The organism is Achromobacter colocynthidis, from assembly GCF_057334535.1.
Genome location: NZ_JBHFIZ010000037.1, coordinates 715278 through 734749, shown reverse-complemented (window position 1 = coordinate 734749; position 19472 = coordinate 715278). Strand labels below are relative to the sequence as shown.

Genomic DNA, 19472 nt, shown 5'->3' with positions numbered 1-19472 from the left:
CCATCAACCCCGCACAGCAAAACCGTATTGAAAAAACCCGGGACACACCGGGCGGCTTGCTATCGACCGTTGCCACGTGGCGGCGGTCATCCCTGTTGGTCCGAGGAGACGACAATGAGCAAGAGCTGGAAGAGGTTTGCAGGTGCGCTTGGGGCAATGGCGATGATGGCGGGCGCGCAGGCCGCTGACGCGCCGCCCGACGTCAAGCTGATGCAGTTGTCCGTGGGCAAGATCGAGCTGGACAAAGGCTTCATGACCGCCATGGTCGATGTGGGCACCAAGATCAAGATCCCCGTGCCCGCCTATGTGATCCAGCACCCGCGCGGGTTGGTCTTGTTTGACACCGGCATGAACCAGGCTACCGCCGATGGCAACTGCGCCAACTATTGGGGCCAGGGCTTGTGCGGCGCCTTCAATTCCATCCAGGGCCGCGACGAAGTCATCGACCGCCAGTTGAAGGCCGCGGGCTTTGATGTCAGCGACGTGAAGTACGTGGTGTATTCGCACTTCCACCTGGACCACGCCGGCAACATCAAGATGTTCCCCAAGGCCAAGCACGTGGTGCAAAAGGCCGAGCTGCGCGCCGCCTGGTGGCCCGAGAAATTCCAGCGCGCCGCCTATGTCATGAAAGACTTCGACACCACGCGCGACTACGACTTCATCCAGGTGGAAGGCGACTTCGACCTGTTCGGCGACGGCACCATCGTGCTGCTGGACACCAAGGGCCACACGCAGGGGCATCAGTCCTTGCAGGTGAAACTGAAGAACACCGGCACGGTGCTGCTGGCGGCGGACGCGATCTACACGGCTGAGAACGAGGCGGGCGTGATCCCCGGCATTACCTGGAACACCGCGGCGTCGATGCAGGCGATTGACCGGCTCAAGCAGATCCGCGACGCGCGCCAGGGGCAGCTTTGGTATAGCCACGACGCCGAGCAGCACGCGCAGAACGCCAAGACCAAAGTCTTTGACTAAGGCATAGGCCCGACGACCTCGCGCCAACCCCCCGCCCACCCCCCGATACACCGACCCAAGGCGTTCCATGCAGCCGGCTGTTGCTTTGCATCAGGTCTGCAAGTCGTTCGGACCCCGCCAGGTCCTGCATTCCCTGAGCCTGTCCGTAGCGCCCGGGGAAATCGTGGGCCTGTTGGGGCCGAACGGCAGCGGCAAGACCACCACCCTGCGCCTGATGGCGGGGTTCTACACGCCGGATAGCGGCCGCGTCACGGTTCGAGGGCAGGAACCCGCCCCAGGCCGGGGCAATGCCGACATCGGCTACCTGCCCGAACGCGCGCCGCTGTACGACGCGCTGACGGTCATGCAATACCTGGAGTTTGGCGCGGGCGTGAAGGGGGCGGGGGGGGCGCGCGCGCGCCGCCAGGCCATTGAACGCGCCATTGACGGCTTCGATTTGCAAGCCGTTGCCGGCAGCGCCATCGGCCGCCTGTCCAAGGGCCAGCGGCAACGGGTAGGGCTGGCGCAAGCGGTGCTGAATGATCCGCCCGTGCTGTTGTTGGACGAAGCCACCAACGGCCTGGACCCGGTGCAGATCGTGGAAGCGCGCGCCATGATCCGCCGCTGCGCCGAAGGGCGCGCGGTGGTGTTCAGCAGCCATCTCATGCAAGAGGTGGAGGCCTTGTGCACCCGCATCGTCATCCTGCGCCAAGGCCACCTGGTGGAAGATGCGGCCTTGGGCCAGGCGCAGTCGGCGCTGCAATTGCAACTGGCCTTGCCCACGTCGGGCCACGCGGCCTTGCATGCCGCCTTGTCGACCTGCGCGGGCGTGCACGCGGTGGACGCCATGGTGCTGGACGCCGCGTTGAGCAAGTGGCGCATCAGTTGGAACACCGCTAGTAGTGGCGAAGCGCCAGGCGCCGTGTGCGATCAGGTGCTGCGCATCGTGCTGGCGCATGCCCAGGTGCGCGCCGTGCTGTCCTTGCACGACGCCGTCGAAACCCGCCTGCTGGCGGCGTTGGCGCCGAATGATCCGGTGTTATGGGACCCGGTCTTGCGGAGGCGCGCATGAAGGGCTTTCTTGCCTTGTACCGAAAAGAGCTGCGCACCGACTTCGGCTCGCCCGTGGCGCTGGTGGTGGTGGCCGTGTTCTGGGCGCTGTCGGGCTACCTGTTCAGCTTCAATCTGTTCTTCGTCAGCACCGGCCAAATGGTCACGGCGTTTCACAACATGACGATCTTGCTGATCCTGGTGATGCCCTTGGTCAGCATGCGTGCGTTTGCGGAAGAGGCGCGGCAGGGCACGTTGGAATTGTTGCTGACCTTGCCCTTGTCGGACGCCACGCTGGTGGCGGCCAAGTACGCGGCGGGGCTGACCGTATTGGCCTTGATGCTGGCGGGTACGACCGCCGCCGTGCTGCCGCTGGCCTGGTACGGGCAGCCTGACTACGGCCCCATCGTGGGCGGTTACATCGGCGTATTCCTGTACGGCGCGTTGTTTTTGGCGATAGGCATTGCCGTGTCCAGCGCCTGCTCGAACCAGATCGTGGCGGCCAGCGCCACCTGGGGCATCCTGGTGTTGCTGTGGTTCATGGACTACCCGGCCGCGCTGGATGCGTTCCCGGCCTTGTCGCCGTTCTTCCAGGCGCTGTCCTTGTCGGCGCAGCACGTGGACTTTATCCGTGGCGTGCTGCCCGGGCCTGCCACGGTGACGCTGGCCAGCGTGGCGGTGCTGGCGTTGATGATCGCGGCCGTCAACCTGAAGCGCTGGAGGCTGCGATGAACGGCCACCTCGGCTTGCGCCGCGCGGGCAGACGGCTGGGGCTATGGCTGCCCGTGCTGGCGGTCGCGGCCTTGCTGCTGGCGCTGAACCTGTGGGCATCCCGCAGTCTGGGTCGTTGGGATCTGACGGCGCAGCGGCTCTACAGCCTGTCGCCCGAAAGCCTGGACGTGGCGCGCCAGATCAAGCAGCCGGTGGACGTGACCTGGTTCTATGACCTGCGCAACAAAAGCATGGTGGATGCGCTGGAACTGCTGCGCCAGTACGAGCACGCCAACCCGCTGATCCGCGTGCGCGGCGTGGACCCGGCGCTGCGCCCGGCCGCGGCGCGCGAAGCCGGCATCCAGTTCGCGGGCAGCGCGGTGCTGGCCGCCGACAGCCGCAAGATGACGATCAACGGCGGCACTGAAACCGACTTCACCAACGCGCTGATCCGCATCAACCAGCAGGGCGCGCAGACGGTGTGCTTCACGCAAGGGCATCGTGAAGCCATGCTGGACAGCCTGACGTCGCTGGACGATCTGGAAGACCACGGCGACGACGAAAACCTGGTGGCGCGCGTTGAAGTGCATGAGCAGCACGGCTTGGCGATGGCGCGCAATGCCTTGCAAACGCTGGGTTTTGGCACCCGCGCCGTGAACGCGGGTAGCCTCGCGCAAGTGCTGCCGGCGTGCGCCGTGGTGGTTGCCGCCGGCCCGCGTACGCCCTTCGGCGCGGACGACACGCAGGCGCTGCGCCGCTGGACGGCGGACGGCGGCAAGACCTTGCTGCTGCTGGAACCCGACACGCAGCACGGCCTGGATGCCTTGCTGGCCGACTTCGGCATTGCACGGCCGGCGGGCGCGCTGGCGGACCCGGCCAGCCACTACCGCAACGACGCCGGCAGCCCCGCCGTCAGCGACTACACCCGCCACAAGATGACGCGCGGTTTGCCCTTGAGCTTCTTTCCCGGCGCGGCCGTGCTGGAGCCCGCGGGCGACAGTCTGCCCCCGGGCGTGCCCGTGATTCCCTTGGCGCAGACGTCCGCCCAGGCACATCTGCCGGGTCAAGCCGGCACGCGCCACACCTTGATGGCGCGGGCCACGCGCAACGCGCAGACGGCCAGCGTGGATGGATCGGCGCGGCCCACCTTGCTGGTGGCGGGCGATAGCGACTTTGCGACCAACCGCCATTTCGCCACCCTGGGCAACGGCGCGCTCTTCACCAGCGCCGTTACGCTGCTGGCCGGAGAAGATGCCTTGCTGACGATCCGCCCGCGTCATTACGAAAACCGCCGCGTCGAACTCAGCAACCGCCAGATGCGCACGGTGTTCTGGACCAGCACCGTCGTCTTGCCGCTGCTGGCGTTGATGACGGGGTTGTTGCTGTGGTGGAGACGGCGGTGAACGCCGCGCGCCTTTCCCAGGGACGTCGCATCGCATGGCCGATGTTGCTGGCGGCCGGGGTGGTGTTGTCGGCGTGGCAGTGGCACGAAGCCATGGAGTCGCCCGCCACGCACAGCGGCCACACGCATCTGCATGACGATAGCGGCAAGCCCGCGCGTTTGTATGCCTGGAAAGCCGAGCAAGCAGCACGCGTTACTTTGCTGATCCCTGCGCAGATGCAGACATCGACCCAGACATCGACCCAGACATCGACGCAGACATCGAAGGTGCAGGTGCCGGAGCAGACCCAGACATCGGCGCAGACGTTGATGCTGCAACGCGGCGCGCAAGGCTGGCACGCAACCCCCGCCGTCGCCAACTTCGACGTCGCCGACTTCCTGACTTTGTTTTCGCACGCCCGCAGCGACCGCATCCTGACCCCGCATGCCGACGAATCCTATGGCTTGAACCCACCCGCGCTGCGCATCGCCATCGACGACGCCCACGGCGTCGCGCTGGCCCGCATGGACGTGGGCGCGCTTACGCCGGATGGCCTAGGCCGTTATGTGCGATTGCCCAACGAACCGCACCTGCGCATCATCCCCAATTACCAGACGCGGGCGCCCTTGGCCGCGACGATGCAGGTAAACCCGTAGACGGTAAACACGCCCGCCACTGCCACTCTATCGCTTGTGAAACCCGGCTTGCGCAAAGATAAATAGGCGCTGAAAACGCGCCTCCCTATACTTCTTTTCCACATCGGACGACTACGAAAAGCGGTTGTGGCCTGCGATCGGACCCGTCCATATAAACGCCTTCCGGCCTGTTCCGATTCGTATCGGCAGCGGGCACGGCAAGGTCCATAACGAGACAAGGGCGCGCCATGCGCGTCCCGGGCAACATGCCCGTACCGCCGTGCAGGGGACGCACGTTGCCAAGGCAACGCATCGCCCGCGCGGCAGGTGCTTAGCGGATTGGGAGAAGACGCTTGACCTTGGATCTACTGCCTCTCGCCTTGGTGGATGGCGTGGCGTACGCCAGTCTGCTGTTCCTGGTGTCGATGGGACTAACCCTGGTGTTCGGCGTGATGGGCATCTTGAATGTCGCCCACGGCGCCTTCTATGCCTTCGGTGGCTACGCCGCGGCCAGTCTCGTCATGTTCCTGGCGCCCAAGACCGACTCCCCCTTCCTGCTGTTCGCCGCCTTGTTCGTGGCCGCCATCGCGGTGGGCCTGGCCTTGGGCAGCATCATGGAATTCGTGCTGATCCGCCGCGCGCAAAACTACGACCCCATCCTGAAACTGCTGATCACCTTCGGCGGCTTCCTGATGCTGGAAGACATACAGCGCCTGCTGTGGGGCGCGCAGCCCTACAGCGCCAGCGAAGTCGTCAACCGCCTGGGCAATATCGAAATCGGCGACATCACCTACACCACCTACCAACTGGTGGTGGTGCCGGTGACCGCCGTGCTGGCCTACGTGTGCCTGGAGTTCTTCCTGCGCCACACCAAGCTGGGCAAGCAGACGGTGGCCACCACGCACAACCGTGAAGTGGCCACGTCGCTGGGCATCAACGCCAAGAAGATCGGCTACGTCACCTTCGTGATCGCCACCATCCTGGGTGCCCTGGGCGGCGCGATGGCCGCGCCCACCACGTCGCTGGTGCCCGGCGCCGGTACCGACATGACGGTGCTGTCGTTCGCCGTGGTGGCCACGGCGGGCCTGGGGCAGATTACCGGCGCGCTGATCGCCGCATTGCTGATCGGCATCATGCGTTCCATTGCCGTCTACGCCGCGCCCGAACTGGAAGTGGCGGTGCCGTACATCATCATGGTGCTGGTGCTGATCATCCGGCCGCATGGCTTGTTCACCGTCGCCCAAGCCCGGAGGATCTGATGAAAGTCGTCGTACTCAGCCTCGTGGCCGCGCTGGCCACGCTGTTCCTTGGCTACACCTATTCGTGGACCATCACGCCGATCGTCATCGGCCTGACCTACGCCATTGCCGCACTGGGCGTGTCGGTGATGGCCCGCGCCGGCCAGATCTCGTTCGGCCACGCCATGTATTCCTGCATCTCGGCCTACACCGTGGCCTTCCTGGCGCGCGCCATGCCGGGCGCCGATGCGCTGGTGCTGATACTGGCCGGTGTCGTGGCCAGCTTCCTGGCTGCCGTGGTGGTCGGCCTGTTCGTGGTGCGCTACCGCGGCATCTTCTTCGGCATGTTGAACCTGGCGCTGAGCATGGTGCTGTTCGCGCTGCTGGGCAAGCTCTACACCCTGACGGGCGGCTCGGACGGCATGCGCATCGTGCGCCCCGCCATTGCCGGTGTGCTGATGGAGCGCGAATCGTTCGAACGTGCCTTGCTGGTGCTGACGCTGGTCTTGTCGTTGGTGCTGGCCTGGTGGGTGCAGCGCTACTTCCGGTCGGGCAGCGGCCAGGCGCTGGCGGCCATCAAGACGAACGAAACGCGCATTGAATATCTGGGGTTTTCCGCCTACTTCATCATGTGGAAGGGCTACCTGCTGTCCGCCGTCGTGGTGGGGTTTTCGGGCGCGATCCTGGCGTTGATGCAGGGCCTGGTCACGCCGGAAATCGGATCGTGGCTGCGGTCGGGCGAATTCGTGTTCATCACGATTCTGGGTGGGGCAGGGCATGCCGCCGGAGCCTTCCTGGGCGCAGTGGGCTTTGAAACCGTGAAGCTGGTGTCGGCCGCGTACTTCCCCGGCCTGTGGCAGTTCTTGCTGGGCCTGACGCTGATCCTGGTGATCTTCATGTTCCCCACCGGCTTTGTCGGCCAGATCATGCAGCGCATCGCCAGGCAAAAGCGCGACGAAGCCCGGGCCCGCGCCAACGCCATCTCGCAGGCGCGTATTCAAGCCGCGACGCAAGCGCCGGCCAGGAACTGATGATGAAACCCCTTATTCAAACCACTGACCTGCATCTGTCCTTCGGCGGCGTGATCGCGGCCGACAACATCAACTTTGAATTGCATGAAGGCGAACGCCTGGCCGTCATCGGCCAGAACGGCGCGGGCAAGACCACCTTCATCAACATCTGCACCGGCTACCTGGCGCCCTCCAAAGGCAAGGTGTATTTCGACGGGCGCGACGTTACGGCGATGGCCCCGCGCAAGATCGTGCGCCTGGGGTTGGGCCGTTCGTTCCAGTTGCCGCAGTTGTTTACCGAGCACACCGTGCGCCAGTGCGTGCAGATTGCCGCCGCGCGCCGCAACAAGGAACTGAGCTGGTTTCGCTCGTTGGAAAGCACCATCGACGAGAAGGAAGTGGACGCCCCGCTGGACCTGGTGGGCCTATTGCCCGAAGCCGACGAAGCGTCCATTGAACTGCCCGAAGGCAAGCGCAAGCTGCTGGACGTGGCGATGGCGCTGGCCTTGCGCCCCAAGCTGCTGATCATGGACGAGCCCACCAGCGGCGTGGCGTCCGAAGACAAATTCGCCTTGATGGAAACCGTGATGCATGCGCTGGACGAACGCCGCGTGACCAGTTGGTTTGTCGAGCATGACGTGGACATCGTGTCGCGCTACGCCACGCGGGTGGCGGCCTGGATCTCGGGCAAGGTGGCGGCCGACGGCACGCCGGACGAAGTCCTGAACAACCCGCAGATCAAAAGCGAAGTGCTGGGGGCCTGAGCCATGCTGAACCTATCCGACATCAACGTAGACCTGGCAGGCAACCGCATCCTGCGCGACGTCAGCGCCAGCTTCGACGCGTCCAAGACCATCGGCATCGTTGGCCGCAACGGCGCGGGCAAGACCACGCTGCTGCGCACCATCATGGGCCTGACCAAGATCAAGTCCGGCAAGATCATGTTTGACGGCGCCGACCTCAGTGCCATGCCTGGCCACAAGCGCGCCGCGCTGAAAGTGGGCTACGCGCCGGAAGACCGCGTGATCTTCCCGACCATGACCGTGCAGGAAAACCTGAACCTGCCTTGCGAGGTGCAAGGCCAGTCCAAGACAGACATCGCGGCCCGCATCCAGACCGTGCTGAAGGTGGTGCCGCAACTGGAACCCATGCTGGGCCGCTCGGGCTCGGCCTTGTCGGGCGGCCAGGGAAAGATGGTGGCGCTGGCGCGCGCCATCATGGTCGGCACCCGCTTGCTGATGCTGGACGAACCGTTTCAGGGCCTGGCCCCAAAGCTGGCGCGCGACTACACCGAAGCGCTGGAACGCCTGAAGGAATTGCAGCCGGAGTTGTGCGTGGTCATCACCGAATCCAACGTGAAGCTGCTGGGCGGCATCCCTGACCAGATCTGGACGATCGAGCGCGGCTCGATCACCTTGAATTGACTACCGGAGACATTGCATGACGCAGATGATTATCAACGGCCGCCAGGTCGACGCGCACGACGGGCGCACTATCGACGTGGTGTCGCCCGTGGATGGCGAGGTGTTCACCACCATTCCGCGCGGCCAGCAGGCTGACGTCGATGCCGCCGTGCAGGCCGCGCGCGCCGCGTTGGAGGGCGACTGGGGCCGCATGACGGCGCTGGAACGTGGCCGTCTGATGCTGCGCCTTGGTGAATCGGTATTGGCGCACCACGAAGAACTGGCGCAACTGGAATCGCGCGACACCGGCAAGCCCATGTCCACCGCGCGCGGCGATATCACCGTGCTGGCCCGCTACTTCGAGTTCTACGGCGGCGCGGCCGACAAGGTGCACGGCCAGACCATACCTTTCCAGAAGGACTATTCCGTCCAGTTGATTCGCGAGCCGCTGGGCGTGACGGCTCACATCATTCCGTGGAACTACCCGGCGCAGATGTTTGGCCGCAGCGTGGCGCCGGCCCTGGCCATGGGCAACGCCAGCGTGGTCAAGCCGGCTGAAGACGCCTGCCTGTCCATCATCCGCGTGGCCGAACTGGCCTTGGAAGTGGGCTTTCCGGCCGGCGCGCTGAACATCGTGACGGGCTTGGGCGAAGAGGCGGGCGCCAGCCTGTCTCGTCATGCCGACATCAACTTCATCACCTTCACCGGGTCGAACGAAGTGGGCGTGCTGATCCAGCAGGCGGCCGCCGTCAACGCCGTCAAGTGCGTGCTGGAACTGGGTGGCAAGTCGGCGCACATCGTGTTCGATGACGCCAATTACAAGCTGGCCATTCCCGCCATCGTGAAGGGCATCGTCCACAACACGGGCCAGACCTGCACGGCGGGCAGCCGTCTGCTGGTGCAGCGCGGCGTCTACGCCGACTTCATGAAGGCGCTGGCCGAAGAGTTTTCCAAGGTACGCGCCGGCACGCCCGACATGGACCTGACCTGCGGCCCCGTCGTCAACAAGGCGCAGTTTGAGCGCGTGAACCGCTACATCGCCAAGGGCCTGGCCGACGGCCTGACCGTGGCGGCCGAAGGCGGCATTGCCGACGGCGTGCCCGCGGGCGGCTTCTTCGTGAAGCCGACGCTGTTCTCCGCGCCCTCGCATGACAGCACCTTGCTGACCGAAGAGATCTTCGGGCCGGTACTGGTGGCGCTGCCCTTTGACACCGAAGCCGACGCCATCCGGCTGGCCAACGCCACCGACTACGGCCTGCTGGGCGCGGTCTGGACCGAGAACGGCGGACGCCAGCAGCGCGTGGCGCGCGGCATCAAGTGCGGCCAGGTCTACATCAACGGCTTTGGCGCGGGCGGCGGCGTGGAACTGCCGTTTGGTGGCGTCAAGAAAAGCGGCCACGGGCGCGAGAAGGGCTTTATCGCCCTGGAAGAAATGAGCACCACGAAAACGTTGATCCAGTTCTACGGCGAATGATCGCCACGCCATCTACGGAGTCCAGTCATGAGTCAGTTGCAGGGTAAGGTCGCCATCGTTACGGGTGGGGGTAGTGGTTTCGGCGAAGGCATCGTCAAGCTGTACGCGAAGGAAGGCGCCAAGGTCGTCATTGCCGACATCAACAAGGAAGCCGCCGACCGCGTGGCCGGTGAAGTAGGCGCGGCCGCGCTGGCCGTGAAGGCCGACGTGTCCAGCCGTGCCGACATCGACAACGTGGTGCGTGTGTGCCTGGAGCAATTCGGGTCGGTCGACATCGTGGTCAACAACGCCGCCATCACCCACAAGAACCAGCCGATGCTGGACGTGGACGAGGCCATGTTTGACCGCATGTTCGAGATCAACGTGAAGTCCATCTATCACATGGCGCAGGCCGTGGTGCCCGTGATGCGCAAGCAAAAGCGCGGCGTGATTCTCAACGTGGGGTCGACTGCCGGCATCCGCCCGCGCCCCGGCCTCAGTTGGTACAACGCGTCCAAGGGCGCGGTGAACGTGCTGTCCAAATCGATGGCCGTGGAACTGGGCCCCGACGGTATTCGTGTCAACGCGATTTGCCCGGTGATGGGCATCACCGGCATGTTCGAACTGTTCATGGGCTTGCCCGACACGCCCGAAAACCGCGCCAAGTTCGTGTCCACCATTCCGCTGGGCCGCTTCTGCCAACCCTCGGACGTGGCGGCGGCGGCGTTGTTCTTGGCCAGCGACGCGGCGGAATTCATCACCGGCGTGGAGTTCCCCGTGGACGGTGGACGCACGGTGTAAGGCTGTGATCGGGCCGGAGCCTGCCGGCCGGTTTCCGGTCGGCATTGCTACTGGTCCGTATTGCTTTCGGTCCGCATCGCTTCTAGCCCGTATTGCTTCTACTTGGATGTCAGCGCATGAAAATCAAAGCGGCGTTGTTGCGTAACGTAGGGGTGCAAGGTCCTTACGCCCAGACCCGGCCATTGGCCATCACCGAGGTCGAACTGGACCCGCCCGGCGCGGGCGAAGTGCTGGTGCGCATCAAGGCGGCCGGCCTCTGCCATTCCGACTTGTCTGTCATCAACGGCGACCGCCCGCGTGGCGTGCCGATCGTGCTTGGGCATGAGTCATCGGGCGAAGTGGTCGAGACCGGCCCCGGCGTTACCGACCTGAAACCCGGTGATCACGTGGCCATGGTGTTCGTGCCCAGTTGCGGCTGCTGCAACCCCTGCATGGAAGGCCGCCCCGCGCTATGCGAACCCGGCGCCGCCGCCAACACGCAAGGCACGTTGCTGGGCGGCGACCGCCGCCTGCACATTGGCGACGAATATTTGAACCACCACACGGGCGTGTCCTGCTTCGCGGAATACGCCGTGGTGTCGCGTCGGTCTTGCGTAAAGGTCAACGTTGAACTCAGCCACCGTGAAGCCGCGCTGTTCGGCTGCGCCGTGCTGACGGGTGCCGGCGCGGTGCTGAACCGGGCGCGTATCAAGGCGGGCGACACCGCCGCCATCGTCGGGCTGGGCGGCGTGGGCCTGTCGGCCTTGCTGGCCGCTGTGGCGGCCGGCGCGCGCCGCGTCGTTGCCGTCGATCTCAGCGACGAAAAACTCGCCCTGGCCAAAGAGCTGGGCGCGACCCACGTGGTCAACCCCAAGCAGGTCAAGACCGACGACGACCTGTTCGACCTGGCCGGTGGCCGCGTGGATTACGGCTTTGACATGGCGGGCGCCGTGCCCGCGTTCGAGACCGCCTACAAGCTCACCCGGCGCGGCGGCGCCACCGTGACGTCGGGCCTGCCCAACCCCAAGCTCAGCTTCCCGCTGTCGCTCTCGCAGATGGTGGGCGAAGAGCGCGACATACGCGGCAGTTACCTGGGGTCGGGCGTACCCGCCATCGACATCAGCCGCTACATCGACCTGTACAAAACCGGCCAGTTGCCGGTGGACCGGATGATGGGCAAATCGTTTTCGCTGGACCAGATCAACGAGGGGTTCGATCACCTCGCCACCGGCGGCAGCCTGCGCGACGCCATCGTTTTCTAAGGGCATAGACCCGACTACAACACTGGAGACAAGACCATGAAAACCTCAAGACTCGCCGCCCTGTTAGGCGCCACGTTGCTGACCGGCTTCGCGGCCCTGGCCGGCGCCGCCGACAAGCCCAAGGAACTGAACATCGGCATCTCGACCTTCCTGTCGGGCTCGGCCTCGGTATTCGGCGTGCCCGCCCGCGACGCGGCCGAAATCCTCATCCAGGACATCAACGCCGCAGGCGGCATCGACGGCGTGAAGCTCGTGCCCAGCTACATCGACGAAGGCGGCGGCGGTGAGAAACTGCTGTCTGAATATCGCCGCCTGGCCGAAGGCGGCACCCGCGTGATGCTGTCCGCCATTTCCAGCGGCCACTGCAACATCGTGGCCCCCGTCGCCGAAGACCTGAAAGTGCTGAACGTGATGTGGGACTGCGGCACGGAAAAAGCCCTGGAAGGCAAGAAGTACAAGTACGTGGTGCGTACCCAAGCCAACGCCACCACCGAAATGGTCGCCCAGGTGCTGTACCTGATGAAGGTCAAGCCCGACTTCAAGACTATCGCCATCGTCAACCAGGACTACGCCTGGGGCCGCGATTCGCGTGACATCTTCCTGGCCGCGCTGAAGAAGTTCAAGCCCGACGTGAAGGTCGTGGCCGAGATGTTCCCCAAGTTCGGCGCCGCCGACTTCTCCACCGAAATCAGCCGCTTGCAAGCCCTGCGCCCCGACGTCATCGTGTCCACTTCGTGGGGCGGCGACCTGGACAACTTCGTGCGCCAGGCCTCGCAACGCAACCTGTTCAAGAACTCCACTTTCGTGCTGTCCCTGGCTGAAAGCTCGCTGGAACGCCTGGGCAACGCCTTGCCCGAAGGCGTCTACGTCGGCGCGCGCGGCGACCACTACTTCCTGCACCCGGAAACCAAGGACGACCCGCAGCACCAGGCTTTCGTGAAGAAGTTCCACGACAAGACGGGCGCATATCCGATCTATTCGGTCTACCACATGGTGCAGGCGGTGCAAGGCTTGAAAGCCGGCTACGAAAAAGCCATCAAGGACAACGGCGGCGCTTGGCCCACCGTGGAACAAGTGGCCGCCGCCATGCACGACGTGAACTTCAAAGGCTACGGCCGCGAAGTCAAAATGCACCGCGCCGACGGCCAAGCCCTGGAAGCGCAGTTGTTCGGCGTGACCAAGAAGAGCGACAAGTACCCGTTCAAGGTACTGGCCGACATCACCATCGTGCCGGCCGAACTGGTCACCCCGGGCGTCGAAGACACGTCGATGGGCTGGATTGAAAAGAGCCTGACCCCGGACGTGCTGAAAAGCGACCAGATCAAGGTGTATTCGAACTGAGCAAGCTGTGTTGTGTGTGCAGGGACTCCCCGACGAGAAATCGTCGGGTTTTTTTTGTGTGGCGGGACCTTGGGCGAAGCTGGTCGCGCGAACCTGATGCCCGAGAGCCCGAAAATTATTTTCTGACGGCCCCTAAACTGAACTTCGGCTGGAAGGATAACTTTGGTATGTAGCGGCGCGAAAGGCGCGCCGCCAAACTTCCTTTGTTGATCCATGTCCCGCGAAATTCAATGGTTGTGGCCCACTCCGATCATGCATTACAACCTGCGCGAAACCGGGCAGGTTGGGACGGGTCTGCATGAGGCACTGCAAGCCTACTCAGAACAGAATCAAAGCCGCCTGCTGAATGACGAAAAACGGTCGGCCACGCTTGAAACCTTGTATACCCGCTACGACACGGGAATCTTCAAGCGGACGCGCAATCCTCATCTGAAAGCTATCCGCCAGCTATTGTTGGCCGAATGCGACCACTACGCTTCGGAAGTCTATGGTGAGCAAATTCACCAGGCCGATCGGCATCACACCATGTGGTTTGTCGTGCAGAGGTCGGGTCAAGCCAAGGATGCCGTTCACGCACACTATCACGAAGGGTCCGATCTGGCTTTTGTCTACTACCTGACGATGCCGAAGGACGGTAGCGGTCAATTGGTGCTCATGGATCCGCGCGGGACCATTGGTCGAGGGGGGTTTGTTGTCCCCCGACATGCCTTAGTAAAAATCATTCAGCCTCGCGAAGGCGATCTCATTTTGTTTCCCAGGTACCTCATGCACTACACCACGCCAAATACCGATAATGTAACAAGGCGGGTAATCGCAGGTAGTGTGAAGTACGAGAGATCAGTCTAAGTCCCCGAAAAAATAAGATTTTTCCTATATTCATCGACCCAAGGTAAAGTTTCAATTGAAACAATATGACGTTACTAGTTTCGTATTGTGATTTTATTGCGGTGCCCTTAAACTCCGCCGCATCTTAGGCAAACCCCGTTTCTGGCCTTCTGTTCGGCGGCTTTTATGTATTACCTGTTTCGCCCAATCAAACACCTGCACCCCATTCGTGAATGGGCGCTTGCACGTGGGGCCGAAATGTTGATCGCGCCCGAAACGTTCGAAATGACCATTCGCCTGAACGGACGTCGGGTTGTGTTGATACCGCGCTTCGTCCGTGACTACGAAGGCAGGACGATCTATCAGCGAGATTTCACGGGTGACGGAGATTTCATCGGCTGGATGCCCTATCCGGTGAAATCCTGGCCATTGTCCACAGACAAGACGCTATTCAAAGACTATGCCTTGGCTAATGGCCTGCGCGTTACTGCCAGCTGGACTTCTGGTCCGCCTTTGACTCCGGACTACATCATCAAGCCCGCTATCGGTTCTTTTGGCGTGGGCATCCGCGGTCCGTTTGGGCCGCTAGCTCCACTAAGTGATGACATCGCAATACAGGAAGGGAACTTCTGCGAACAGTTCATCCGAGGTCGAAGTGCTAAAGCGTGGTTTTGGAATGGTGAGCCTGTCGCGCTGGAAGTGTTGTCGCCGCCGGAAATCACCGGAGACGGGCGGCGGACCTTGCGTGAAATTGCCACTCAGCCCCGAGGCAATTTTGACCTGACCATGAATCTTGATGAGTCGGCACAGATCCTGGCTTGGCAAGGCTATAGCCTTGACGAAGTACTGCCGGAAGGTGTCCGCGCGATGCTCGACTTTCGGTACTTGACGCCTCACGACCGCGTGACGCTCAAGAATCGAGACGTATGGCACCAAATGCCCCCCGACGTGGCTGCACAATTTTGCTACGCCGGTCCCCTGCTTTATCGCGGAATTCCGGAGGCTGTACGTAAAAATTCGGTTTTCACGCTGGATGCTGTTATTGACGAAAACGACCAAGTTTGGTTATTGGAAATGAACAGCCATCCCATGATCCACCCAAACGTGTACCCAGCCATGCTGGGGTCTATGTTTGGCGACGACGCAGTTGCTATGGACGAGATCGAAGACGGCATGGTTGCTGGGGGCGCGCATGCGGCCTGACCTCGCAATTCAGTTGATGAGCGATTTGTTTTGGACCGGACTTTTGATCTGCGCGCCAGTTTTACTGCTGACACTCGCTGTTGGCGTTGCAATCAGCATCCTGCAAGTTGTGACTCAGGTGCAGGAAATGTCGCTGACATTCATTCCGAAGATCGTAGCCGCGGTGTTGGCGATGGTGATGTTCGGTCCCTGGATGTTGAGGACATTGATGCAATACGCGACGACCCTGCTGCGCGATGTTCCTGGACTGCGCTAACTAATCATGTCCGCCGTCTTCATCCCGACCTTCGCTACCGTCGTTTTGGTGTCGATCCGAATTGGAGCGATGCTGGCGTTCACGCCTGTCTTTACGATGTTTCCGATCCCCACTACGGTTCGAGTACTGCTGGTAGCGATGCTGTCCTTCGCTATTGCTTCGACCCTGCCGGTCACGGCGCTCGCTGCCCCGGTTTCGGTGGGCGAGTTCTTACAAAGCGCCGCTTTGGAGTTTTCATTTGGACTGTTGCTCGCCTGCGGGATCTTTTGCGCATTTTCGGCCATCGCCTTTGCTGGTCGTGCGTTGGACATTCAGATTGGCTTCGGAATCGGTCAGGTTTTCGACCCTGTCAGTCGGGCGCAGGTGCCCATCATCACATCGGTGTTTCTGTACACGAGCGTATTGTTGTTTTTCCTCCTCGACGGACACCATGCGCTGTTGCGCGGTATCGCCTATACGCTGACAGCAGTGCCAGTGGGTGAGTTTTCAGTCCAGGATGTTGATCTGCGCGCTTTGCTGGCCGCTTGGGGAAGCGTATATGCAGCGGGTTTCGTGCTAATCGCGCCGGTGGCTGCAGTGTTGCTACTGGTGGAGCTGGGACTTGGCGTCCTAGCCCGGGGGCTGCCTCAAATGAACGTGTTCGTGATCGCCTTGCCGGTCAAGATCATGGTTGGGCTGTTCGCTTTGTCGATCTGGGCGCGGTTCATGCCGACCGGGATCTCTCGGGCTTTTCGGTTGACGTCCGACGTGTGGAATGGGGCGGTGCGCTAATGCAGGAATTCGATAAAAGCGAAGCCGCGACGCCTTACAAGCTCCAGCAGGCGCGTCGAAAGGGTTCCGTCGCTCGTAGCCCCGACCTCACCAGTGCCGTAGCTTTGTTGACTGCGGCCGCGGCGCTGTACGCATGGAGCTGGGATGCGCTGCAGGAGTTGGTGGCATTGGGTCGTGCCGCACTGATTCAAGGCTTGAGCATGGACGTTACCGCGACGTCCGTTGTGTCGCTGATCGGGCGCGTTGGTTCGCAAGCGTTAGGCATCATTGCTCCATTCGCGGTGGCGGTGGCGGCAGCTGCGCTGATAGCCAGTTTGGGGCAGACAGGGCTCGTGTGGAGCGCGTTTCCGCTAAAGCCAGATTTGACCCGTATTAACCCAGCGACCGGCCTCAAGCGTTTGTTCTCGATGCGTACCATCTACGACGCTTTCAAAAGTGTCGTCAAAATCACGATACTGGCTTGGGTTCTTTACTTAATCGTGTCAGATTTCCGGTCTGATCTGTACCGGCTGGGCGAACAGACGCCATATGGCGCGCTGCGCATGTTGATCTCGATGTTGGCCTCAATGGCACTGAAACTGGCGTTCGTCGCGCTGCTTTTGGCGCTACTGGATGTGGGCTATACCCGGTTCGAGTTCAGGCGCAAGATGCGTATGAGTCGCCGCGACGTAAAGGACGAGGTAAAGCACCGCGAAGGCGATCCCCGTGTCCGGTCAAGGTTGCGCGGATTGCGGATGGAGATGCTACTGAAGGCGTCATCGGTGCGCCAGGTAGGTAAGGCCGATGTCTTGATCGTCAACCCCACGCACTTGGCTGTCGCCTTGGAATACAAGCGCGGCGAGATGGCCGCACCCGTCATGTTGGCAAAAGGTGCGGGATCGTTGGCCGCTCGGATGCGCGCCGAGGCTACGCGGTGTAGCGTCACAATCGTGCGCAACCCAGTTCTTGCGCGAGCCCTGTACTTCCAGGGCGATATGGGCCAAACCATTCCGACGGCGCTGTATGCGGACGTCGCACGCATCATGGTGTGGCTATTTGCGCAGCGCAATGCACGCGCGGCATTGTCGGGGGCCAAATGAACCGGATCTCGCAATGGTTGGCGAGCAATCGGGACGTCATCATGGTGCTCGTCGTGATGGGGATCCTGATCGTCCTGTTCATGCCCATTCCGCCTTGGGCGTTGGACTTTCTAATCCTGGCGAACTTCAGCTTCGCGTTTTTAATTCTGTTGTTGACTTTCTACATGACGCGGCCGGTCGAATTCTCGACCTTCCCGGCGTTGCTGTTGATCGCAACCCTATTCCGCCTGTCACTGAACGTCGCGGCGACTCGGCTTATCTTGTCGGAAGCCAACGCGGGAAGCGTGATCTCTGCAATTGGTGGTTATGTGGTGGGCGGCAACTACGTAATCGGATTGATCGTTTTCCTGATTCTGATCGTCGTCCAGTTCGTCGTGGTCACCAGCGGCGCGCAGCGTGTTTCCGAAGTGGCTGCGCGGTTCACGTTGGACAGCATGCCGGGTCAACAGATGAGCATCGATGCTGACTTGAACATGGGCTTCATCACGCAGGAACAAGCCCAGACTCGACGCAAGACACTCGAAAAAGAAGCCGCCTTCTACGGCGCGATGGATGGTGCATCGAAGTTCGTCAAGGGCGATGCGATTGCCGGCATTCTTATCATGGCGATCAACATCATCGGCGGCTTGGTCATCGGTGTGATGCAGCTGGGAATTCCCTGGAGCGAAGCGGTCAAGATCTACACGTTGTTGACGATTGGCGACGGGATCGTGACGCAGGTGCCGGCGCTGGTGATTGCCGTGGCGACGGGCATCATCGTTACCCGCTCGGCATCCGACGGCAACTTCAGCCAAGAGGTGGCGCGACAGATCACCTTGTTCCCCAAGACACTCTTCCTTGTTTGCGCCGCCTTGTTCGGGCTGATGGCATTACCTGGCATTCCGGCGCTGCCAGCCTTCGTCTTGGCGATGCTGATGCTGGTCGTGGGTTGGATAGCAAGCCGGGCCATGCGCTCGGCAGCCACCCAAGGCGCCCAGGAAGGAACGGAAGACGGTTTGCCTGTTGCGCCGGCTTCTGGTGACCCTTACGAAGCGCTAAAAGTCGAACCTATCGAGATCCAGGCTGGTGCGCACCTATTGCCGTCAGTGCTGGATAACAGCGGCTTCTCTGACCGCGTGTCCGTCTTTCGCAATCAGTATGTGCAGGAAATGGGGCTGGTATTGCCAATCGTCCGTTTCCGCGCGAGCGCCCGCTTGGGTCCGGATGAATACGAGATCCTGGTGTACGGCGTGCCAGTTGCCAAAGGCCAGGCGATGGCCAATCGCTGGCTCGCGATTCACCCGGCTGGAGTCACCAAGACTGTGCGTGGCATCGAGACCCGTGATCCAACCTATGGCTTGCCCGCGGTATGGATCGAAGAGTCAGAGAAGGCGAGTGCCCAACAAGGGCGCTATACGCTCATCGACGGGTTGACCGTACTGATGACTCATTTGACGGAAGTACTACGCCGAGAATCCGCGACGCTGCTGACTCGTTCAGAGACGGACAGGCTACTGGAGCGGATACGCCAGGACCAACCTGGCCTGGTCGAAGAGCTGATCCCAGGGGTGCTGTCCACCACCGAAGTGCAAAAGGTGCTTCAGGCCCTGGTCAGGGAAAAAGTCAGCGTACGTAATCTGGAAGCCATTCTGGAGGTACTTGCCGACGCGGGGAGGCACCAGCGCGATTCCAGTTTGTTGGCCGAACAAGTTCGGCAGCGCCTGGGGCAGGCAATCTGCCGTTCGCTGTCCGGGGACACAAGTACGTTGCATGTCATCACGTTGGATCCGCTAACCGAAGCCCACATCGGCCGTGCGCTCAGGCTTTCATCCGAGACAGGAGCCCGCTTGGCTATCGAGCCAAAGTTCGCTGATCAGTTGATCGGAAACTTGGTTCAGCAGGCGGAAAGAATGATGAAAGCGAATCTGCTGCCGGTCCTGCTGTGCTCGCCCGATCTGCGGCGGCATATGAGGATGCTGACAGAGCGCGTGTTGCCGCACCTGCGCGTGTTGTCGATGTCCGAAGTACCCAACAGCATCGACCTCAAGGCGTTTTCGGCGGTGTCCGTCGCTGCACTGCAAGACGTGGCGGCCTGATGCCTACGCCCACCGCCAAAAGTGACCGATCAAGGAGTGAGTCG

19 protein-coding genes are annotated in these 19472 nt (G+C 62.2%); all 19 read left to right on the top strand.

Features of this window, described 5'->3' with window-relative positions:
* The first annotated feature begins 114 nt into the window (after nt 1–114).
* The 19 genes from ACE04A_RS23045 (at nt 115) to ACE04A_RS22955 (ending at nt 19428) form a co-directional block, all read left to right on the top strand.
* Nucleotides 115–975: an N-acyl homoserine lactonase family protein gene (locus ACE04A_RS23045; protein ID WP_100854344.1), complete on the top strand. Its 861-nt coding sequence runs from the start codon at nt 115–117 to the stop codon at nt 973–975.
* Between the two features lie 67 nt (nt 976–1042).
* Nucleotides 1043–2026, top strand: coding sequence for an ABC transporter ATP-binding protein (locus ACE04A_RS23040; protein WP_485820552.1), 984 nt, complete (start codon nt 1043–1045; stop codon nt 2024–2026).
* Nucleotides 2023–2736, top strand: coding sequence for an ABC transporter permease (locus ACE04A_RS23035; RefSeq protein WP_391437779.1), 714 nt, complete (start codon nt 2023–2025; stop codon nt 2734–2736). The genes ACE04A_RS23040 and ACE04A_RS23035 overlap by 4 nt, the downstream gene beginning before the upstream one ends.
* Nucleotides 2733–4118 carry a GldG family protein gene (locus ACE04A_RS23030; RefSeq protein ID WP_485820551.1) on the top strand — a complete coding sequence of 462 codons (1386 nt, stop codon included), beginning with the start codon at nt 2733–2735 and terminating at the stop codon, nt 4116–4118. The genes ACE04A_RS23035 and ACE04A_RS23030 overlap by 4 nt, the downstream gene beginning before the upstream one ends.
* Nucleotides 4115–4753 carry an electron transporter SenC gene (locus tag ACE04A_RS23025; RefSeq protein WP_448716577.1) on the top strand — a complete coding sequence of 213 codons (639 nt, stop codon included), beginning with the start codon at nt 4115–4117 and terminating at the stop codon, nt 4751–4753. The genes ACE04A_RS23030 and ACE04A_RS23025 overlap by 4 nt, the downstream gene beginning before the upstream one ends.
* 332 nt (nt 4754–5085) lie before the next feature.
* A complete protein-coding gene (locus ACE04A_RS23020; RefSeq protein ID WP_100854348.1) occupies nt 5086–5991 on the top strand; it encodes a branched-chain amino acid ABC transporter permease in 906 nt (301 codons plus the stop codon).
* Nucleotides 5991–7001 (top strand): branched-chain amino acid ABC transporter permease, encoded by a 1011-nt coding sequence (locus tag ACE04A_RS23015; RefSeq protein WP_448716575.1) that lies wholly within the window; start codon nt 5991–5993, stop codon nt 6999–7001. The genes ACE04A_RS23020 and ACE04A_RS23015 overlap by 1 nt, the downstream gene beginning before the upstream one ends.
* 2 nt (nt 7002–7003) lie before the next feature.
* Nucleotides 7004–7744, top strand: a complete 741-nt coding sequence (locus tag ACE04A_RS23010) for an ABC transporter ATP-binding protein (protein WP_448716573.1) — start codon at nt 7004–7006, stop codon at nt 7742–7744.
* A gap of 3 nt (nt 7745–7747) precedes the next feature.
* Complete coding sequence (locus ACE04A_RS23005) at nt 7748–8404, top strand: ABC transporter ATP-binding protein (RefSeq protein ID WP_259250473.1); 657 nt, start codon at nt 7748–7750, stop codon at nt 8402–8404.
* A gap of 16 nt (nt 8405–8420) precedes the next feature.
* Complete coding sequence (locus tag ACE04A_RS23000; protein WP_279997251.1) at nt 8421–9857, top strand: aldehyde dehydrogenase family protein; 1437 nt, start codon at nt 8421–8423, stop codon at nt 9855–9857.
* Between the two features lie 27 nt (nt 9858–9884).
* Nucleotides 9885–10637: a glucose 1-dehydrogenase gene (locus tag ACE04A_RS22995; protein ID WP_100854353.1), complete on the top strand. Its 753-nt coding sequence runs from the start codon at nt 9885–9887 to the stop codon at nt 10635–10637.
* A gap of 116 nt (nt 10638–10753) precedes the next feature.
* A complete protein-coding gene (locus ACE04A_RS22990) occupies nt 10754–11878 on the top strand; it encodes a zinc-dependent alcohol dehydrogenase family protein (RefSeq protein ID WP_448716571.1) in 1125 nt (374 codons plus the stop codon).
* A 36-nt stretch (nt 11879–11914) separates the two neighbouring features.
* Entirely contained in the window at nt 11915–13219 is a 1305-nt protein-coding gene (locus tag ACE04A_RS22985) for an ABC transporter substrate-binding protein (protein ID WP_100854355.1), read from the top strand.
* A 252-nt stretch (nt 13220–13471) separates the two neighbouring features.
* Complete coding sequence (locus ACE04A_RS22980; RefSeq protein ID WP_448716570.1) at nt 13472–14065, top strand: putative 2OG-Fe(II) oxygenase; 594 nt, start codon at nt 13472–13474, stop codon at nt 14063–14065.
* 165 nt (nt 14066–14230) lie between these two features.
* Nucleotides 14231–15247: a hypothetical protein gene (locus ACE04A_RS22975; protein ID WP_448716569.1), complete on the top strand. Its 1017-nt coding sequence runs from the start codon at nt 14231–14233 to the stop codon at nt 15245–15247.
* Nucleotides 15248–15263: 16 nt separating this feature from the next.
* On the top strand, nt 15264–15503 hold the full coding sequence (locus ACE04A_RS22970) for a flagellar biosynthetic protein FliQ (protein ID WP_448716568.1): 240 nt from the start codon (nt 15264–15266) through the stop codon (nt 15501–15503).
* Nucleotides 15504–15509: 6 nt separating this feature from the next.
* Complete coding sequence (locus tag ACE04A_RS22965; RefSeq protein ID WP_448716566.1) at nt 15510–16274, top strand: flagellar biosynthetic protein FliR; 765 nt, start codon at nt 15510–15512, stop codon at nt 16272–16274.
* The gene (locus ACE04A_RS22960) at nt 16274–17353 is read left to right on the top strand and encodes an EscU/YscU/HrcU family type III secretion system export apparatus switch protein (RefSeq protein ID WP_448716565.1); all 1080 of its coding nucleotides are present in this window, start codon (nt 16274–16276) and stop codon (nt 17351–17353) included. Before ACE04A_RS22965 ends, ACE04A_RS22960 begins: the two co-directional genes overlap by 1 nt.
* Nucleotides 17350–19428, top strand: coding sequence for a flagellar biosynthesis protein FlhA (locus tag ACE04A_RS22955; RefSeq protein ID WP_448716564.1), 2079 nt, complete (start codon nt 17350–17352; stop codon nt 19426–19428). Before ACE04A_RS22960 ends, ACE04A_RS22955 begins: the two co-directional genes overlap by 4 nt.
* Nucleotides 19429–19472 lie beyond the last annotated feature (44 nt).

What these genes read in the sequence shown, in the direction of transcription:
- ACE04A_RS22975 (WP_448716569.1), top strand. Translation starts at nt 14,231, where the DNA reads ATGTATTACCTGTTTCGCCCAATCAAACACCTGCACCCCATTCGTGAA.
- ACE04A_RS22965 (WP_448716566.1), top strand. Translation starts at nt 15,510, where the DNA reads ATGTCCGCCGTCTTCATCCCGACCTTCGCTACCGTCGTTTTGGTGTCG.
- ACE04A_RS23035 (WP_391437779.1), top strand. Translation starts at nt 2,023, where the DNA reads ATGAAGGGCTTTCTTGCCTTGTACCGAAAAGAGCTGCGCACCGACTTC.
- ACE04A_RS22970 (WP_448716568.1), top strand. Translation starts at nt 15,264, where the DNA reads ATGAGCGATTTGTTTTGGACCGGACTTTTGATCTGCGCGCCAGTTTTA.
- ACE04A_RS22990 (WP_448716571.1), top strand. Translation starts at nt 10,754, where the DNA reads ATGAAAATCAAAGCGGCGTTGTTGCGTAACGTAGGGGTGCAAGGTCCT.
- ACE04A_RS23015 (WP_448716575.1), top strand. Translation starts at nt 5,991, where the DNA reads ATGAAAGTCGTCGTACTCAGCCTCGTGGCCGCGCTGGCCACGCTGTTC.
- ACE04A_RS23000 (WP_279997251.1), top strand. Translation starts at nt 8,421, where the DNA reads ATGACGCAGATGATTATCAACGGCCGCCAGGTCGACGCGCACGACGGG.
- ACE04A_RS22985 (WP_100854355.1), top strand. Translation starts at nt 11,915, where the DNA reads ATGAAAACCTCAAGACTCGCCGCCCTGTTAGGCGCCACGTTGCTGACC.
- ACE04A_RS23030 (WP_485820551.1), top strand. Translation starts at nt 2,733, where the DNA reads ATGAACGGCCACCTCGGCTTGCGCCGCGCGGGCAGACGGCTGGGGCTA.
- ACE04A_RS22960 (WP_448716565.1), top strand. Translation starts at nt 16,274, where the DNA reads ATGCAGGAATTCGATAAAAGCGAAGCCGCGACGCCTTACAAGCTCCAG.
- ACE04A_RS23005 (WP_259250473.1), top strand. Translation starts at nt 7,748, where the DNA reads ATGCTGAACCTATCCGACATCAACGTAGACCTGGCAGGCAACCGCATC.
- ACE04A_RS22995 (WP_100854353.1), top strand. Translation starts at nt 9,885, where the DNA reads ATGAGTCAGTTGCAGGGTAAGGTCGCCATCGTTACGGGTGGGGGTAGT.
- ACE04A_RS23040 (WP_485820552.1), top strand. Translation starts at nt 1,043, where the DNA reads ATGCAGCCGGCTGTTGCTTTGCATCAGGTCTGCAAGTCGTTCGGACCC.
- ACE04A_RS23045 (WP_100854344.1), top strand. Translation starts at nt 115, where the DNA reads ATGAGCAAGAGCTGGAAGAGGTTTGCAGGTGCGCTTGGGGCAATGGCG.
- ACE04A_RS22980 (WP_448716570.1), top strand. Translation starts at nt 13,472, where the DNA reads ATGCATTACAACCTGCGCGAAACCGGGCAGGTTGGGACGGGTCTGCAT.
- ACE04A_RS23010 (WP_448716573.1), top strand. Translation starts at nt 7,004, where the DNA reads ATGAAACCCCTTATTCAAACCACTGACCTGCATCTGTCCTTCGGCGGC.
- ACE04A_RS22955 (WP_448716564.1), top strand. Translation starts at nt 17,350, where the DNA reads ATGAACCGGATCTCGCAATGGTTGGCGAGCAATCGGGACGTCATCATG.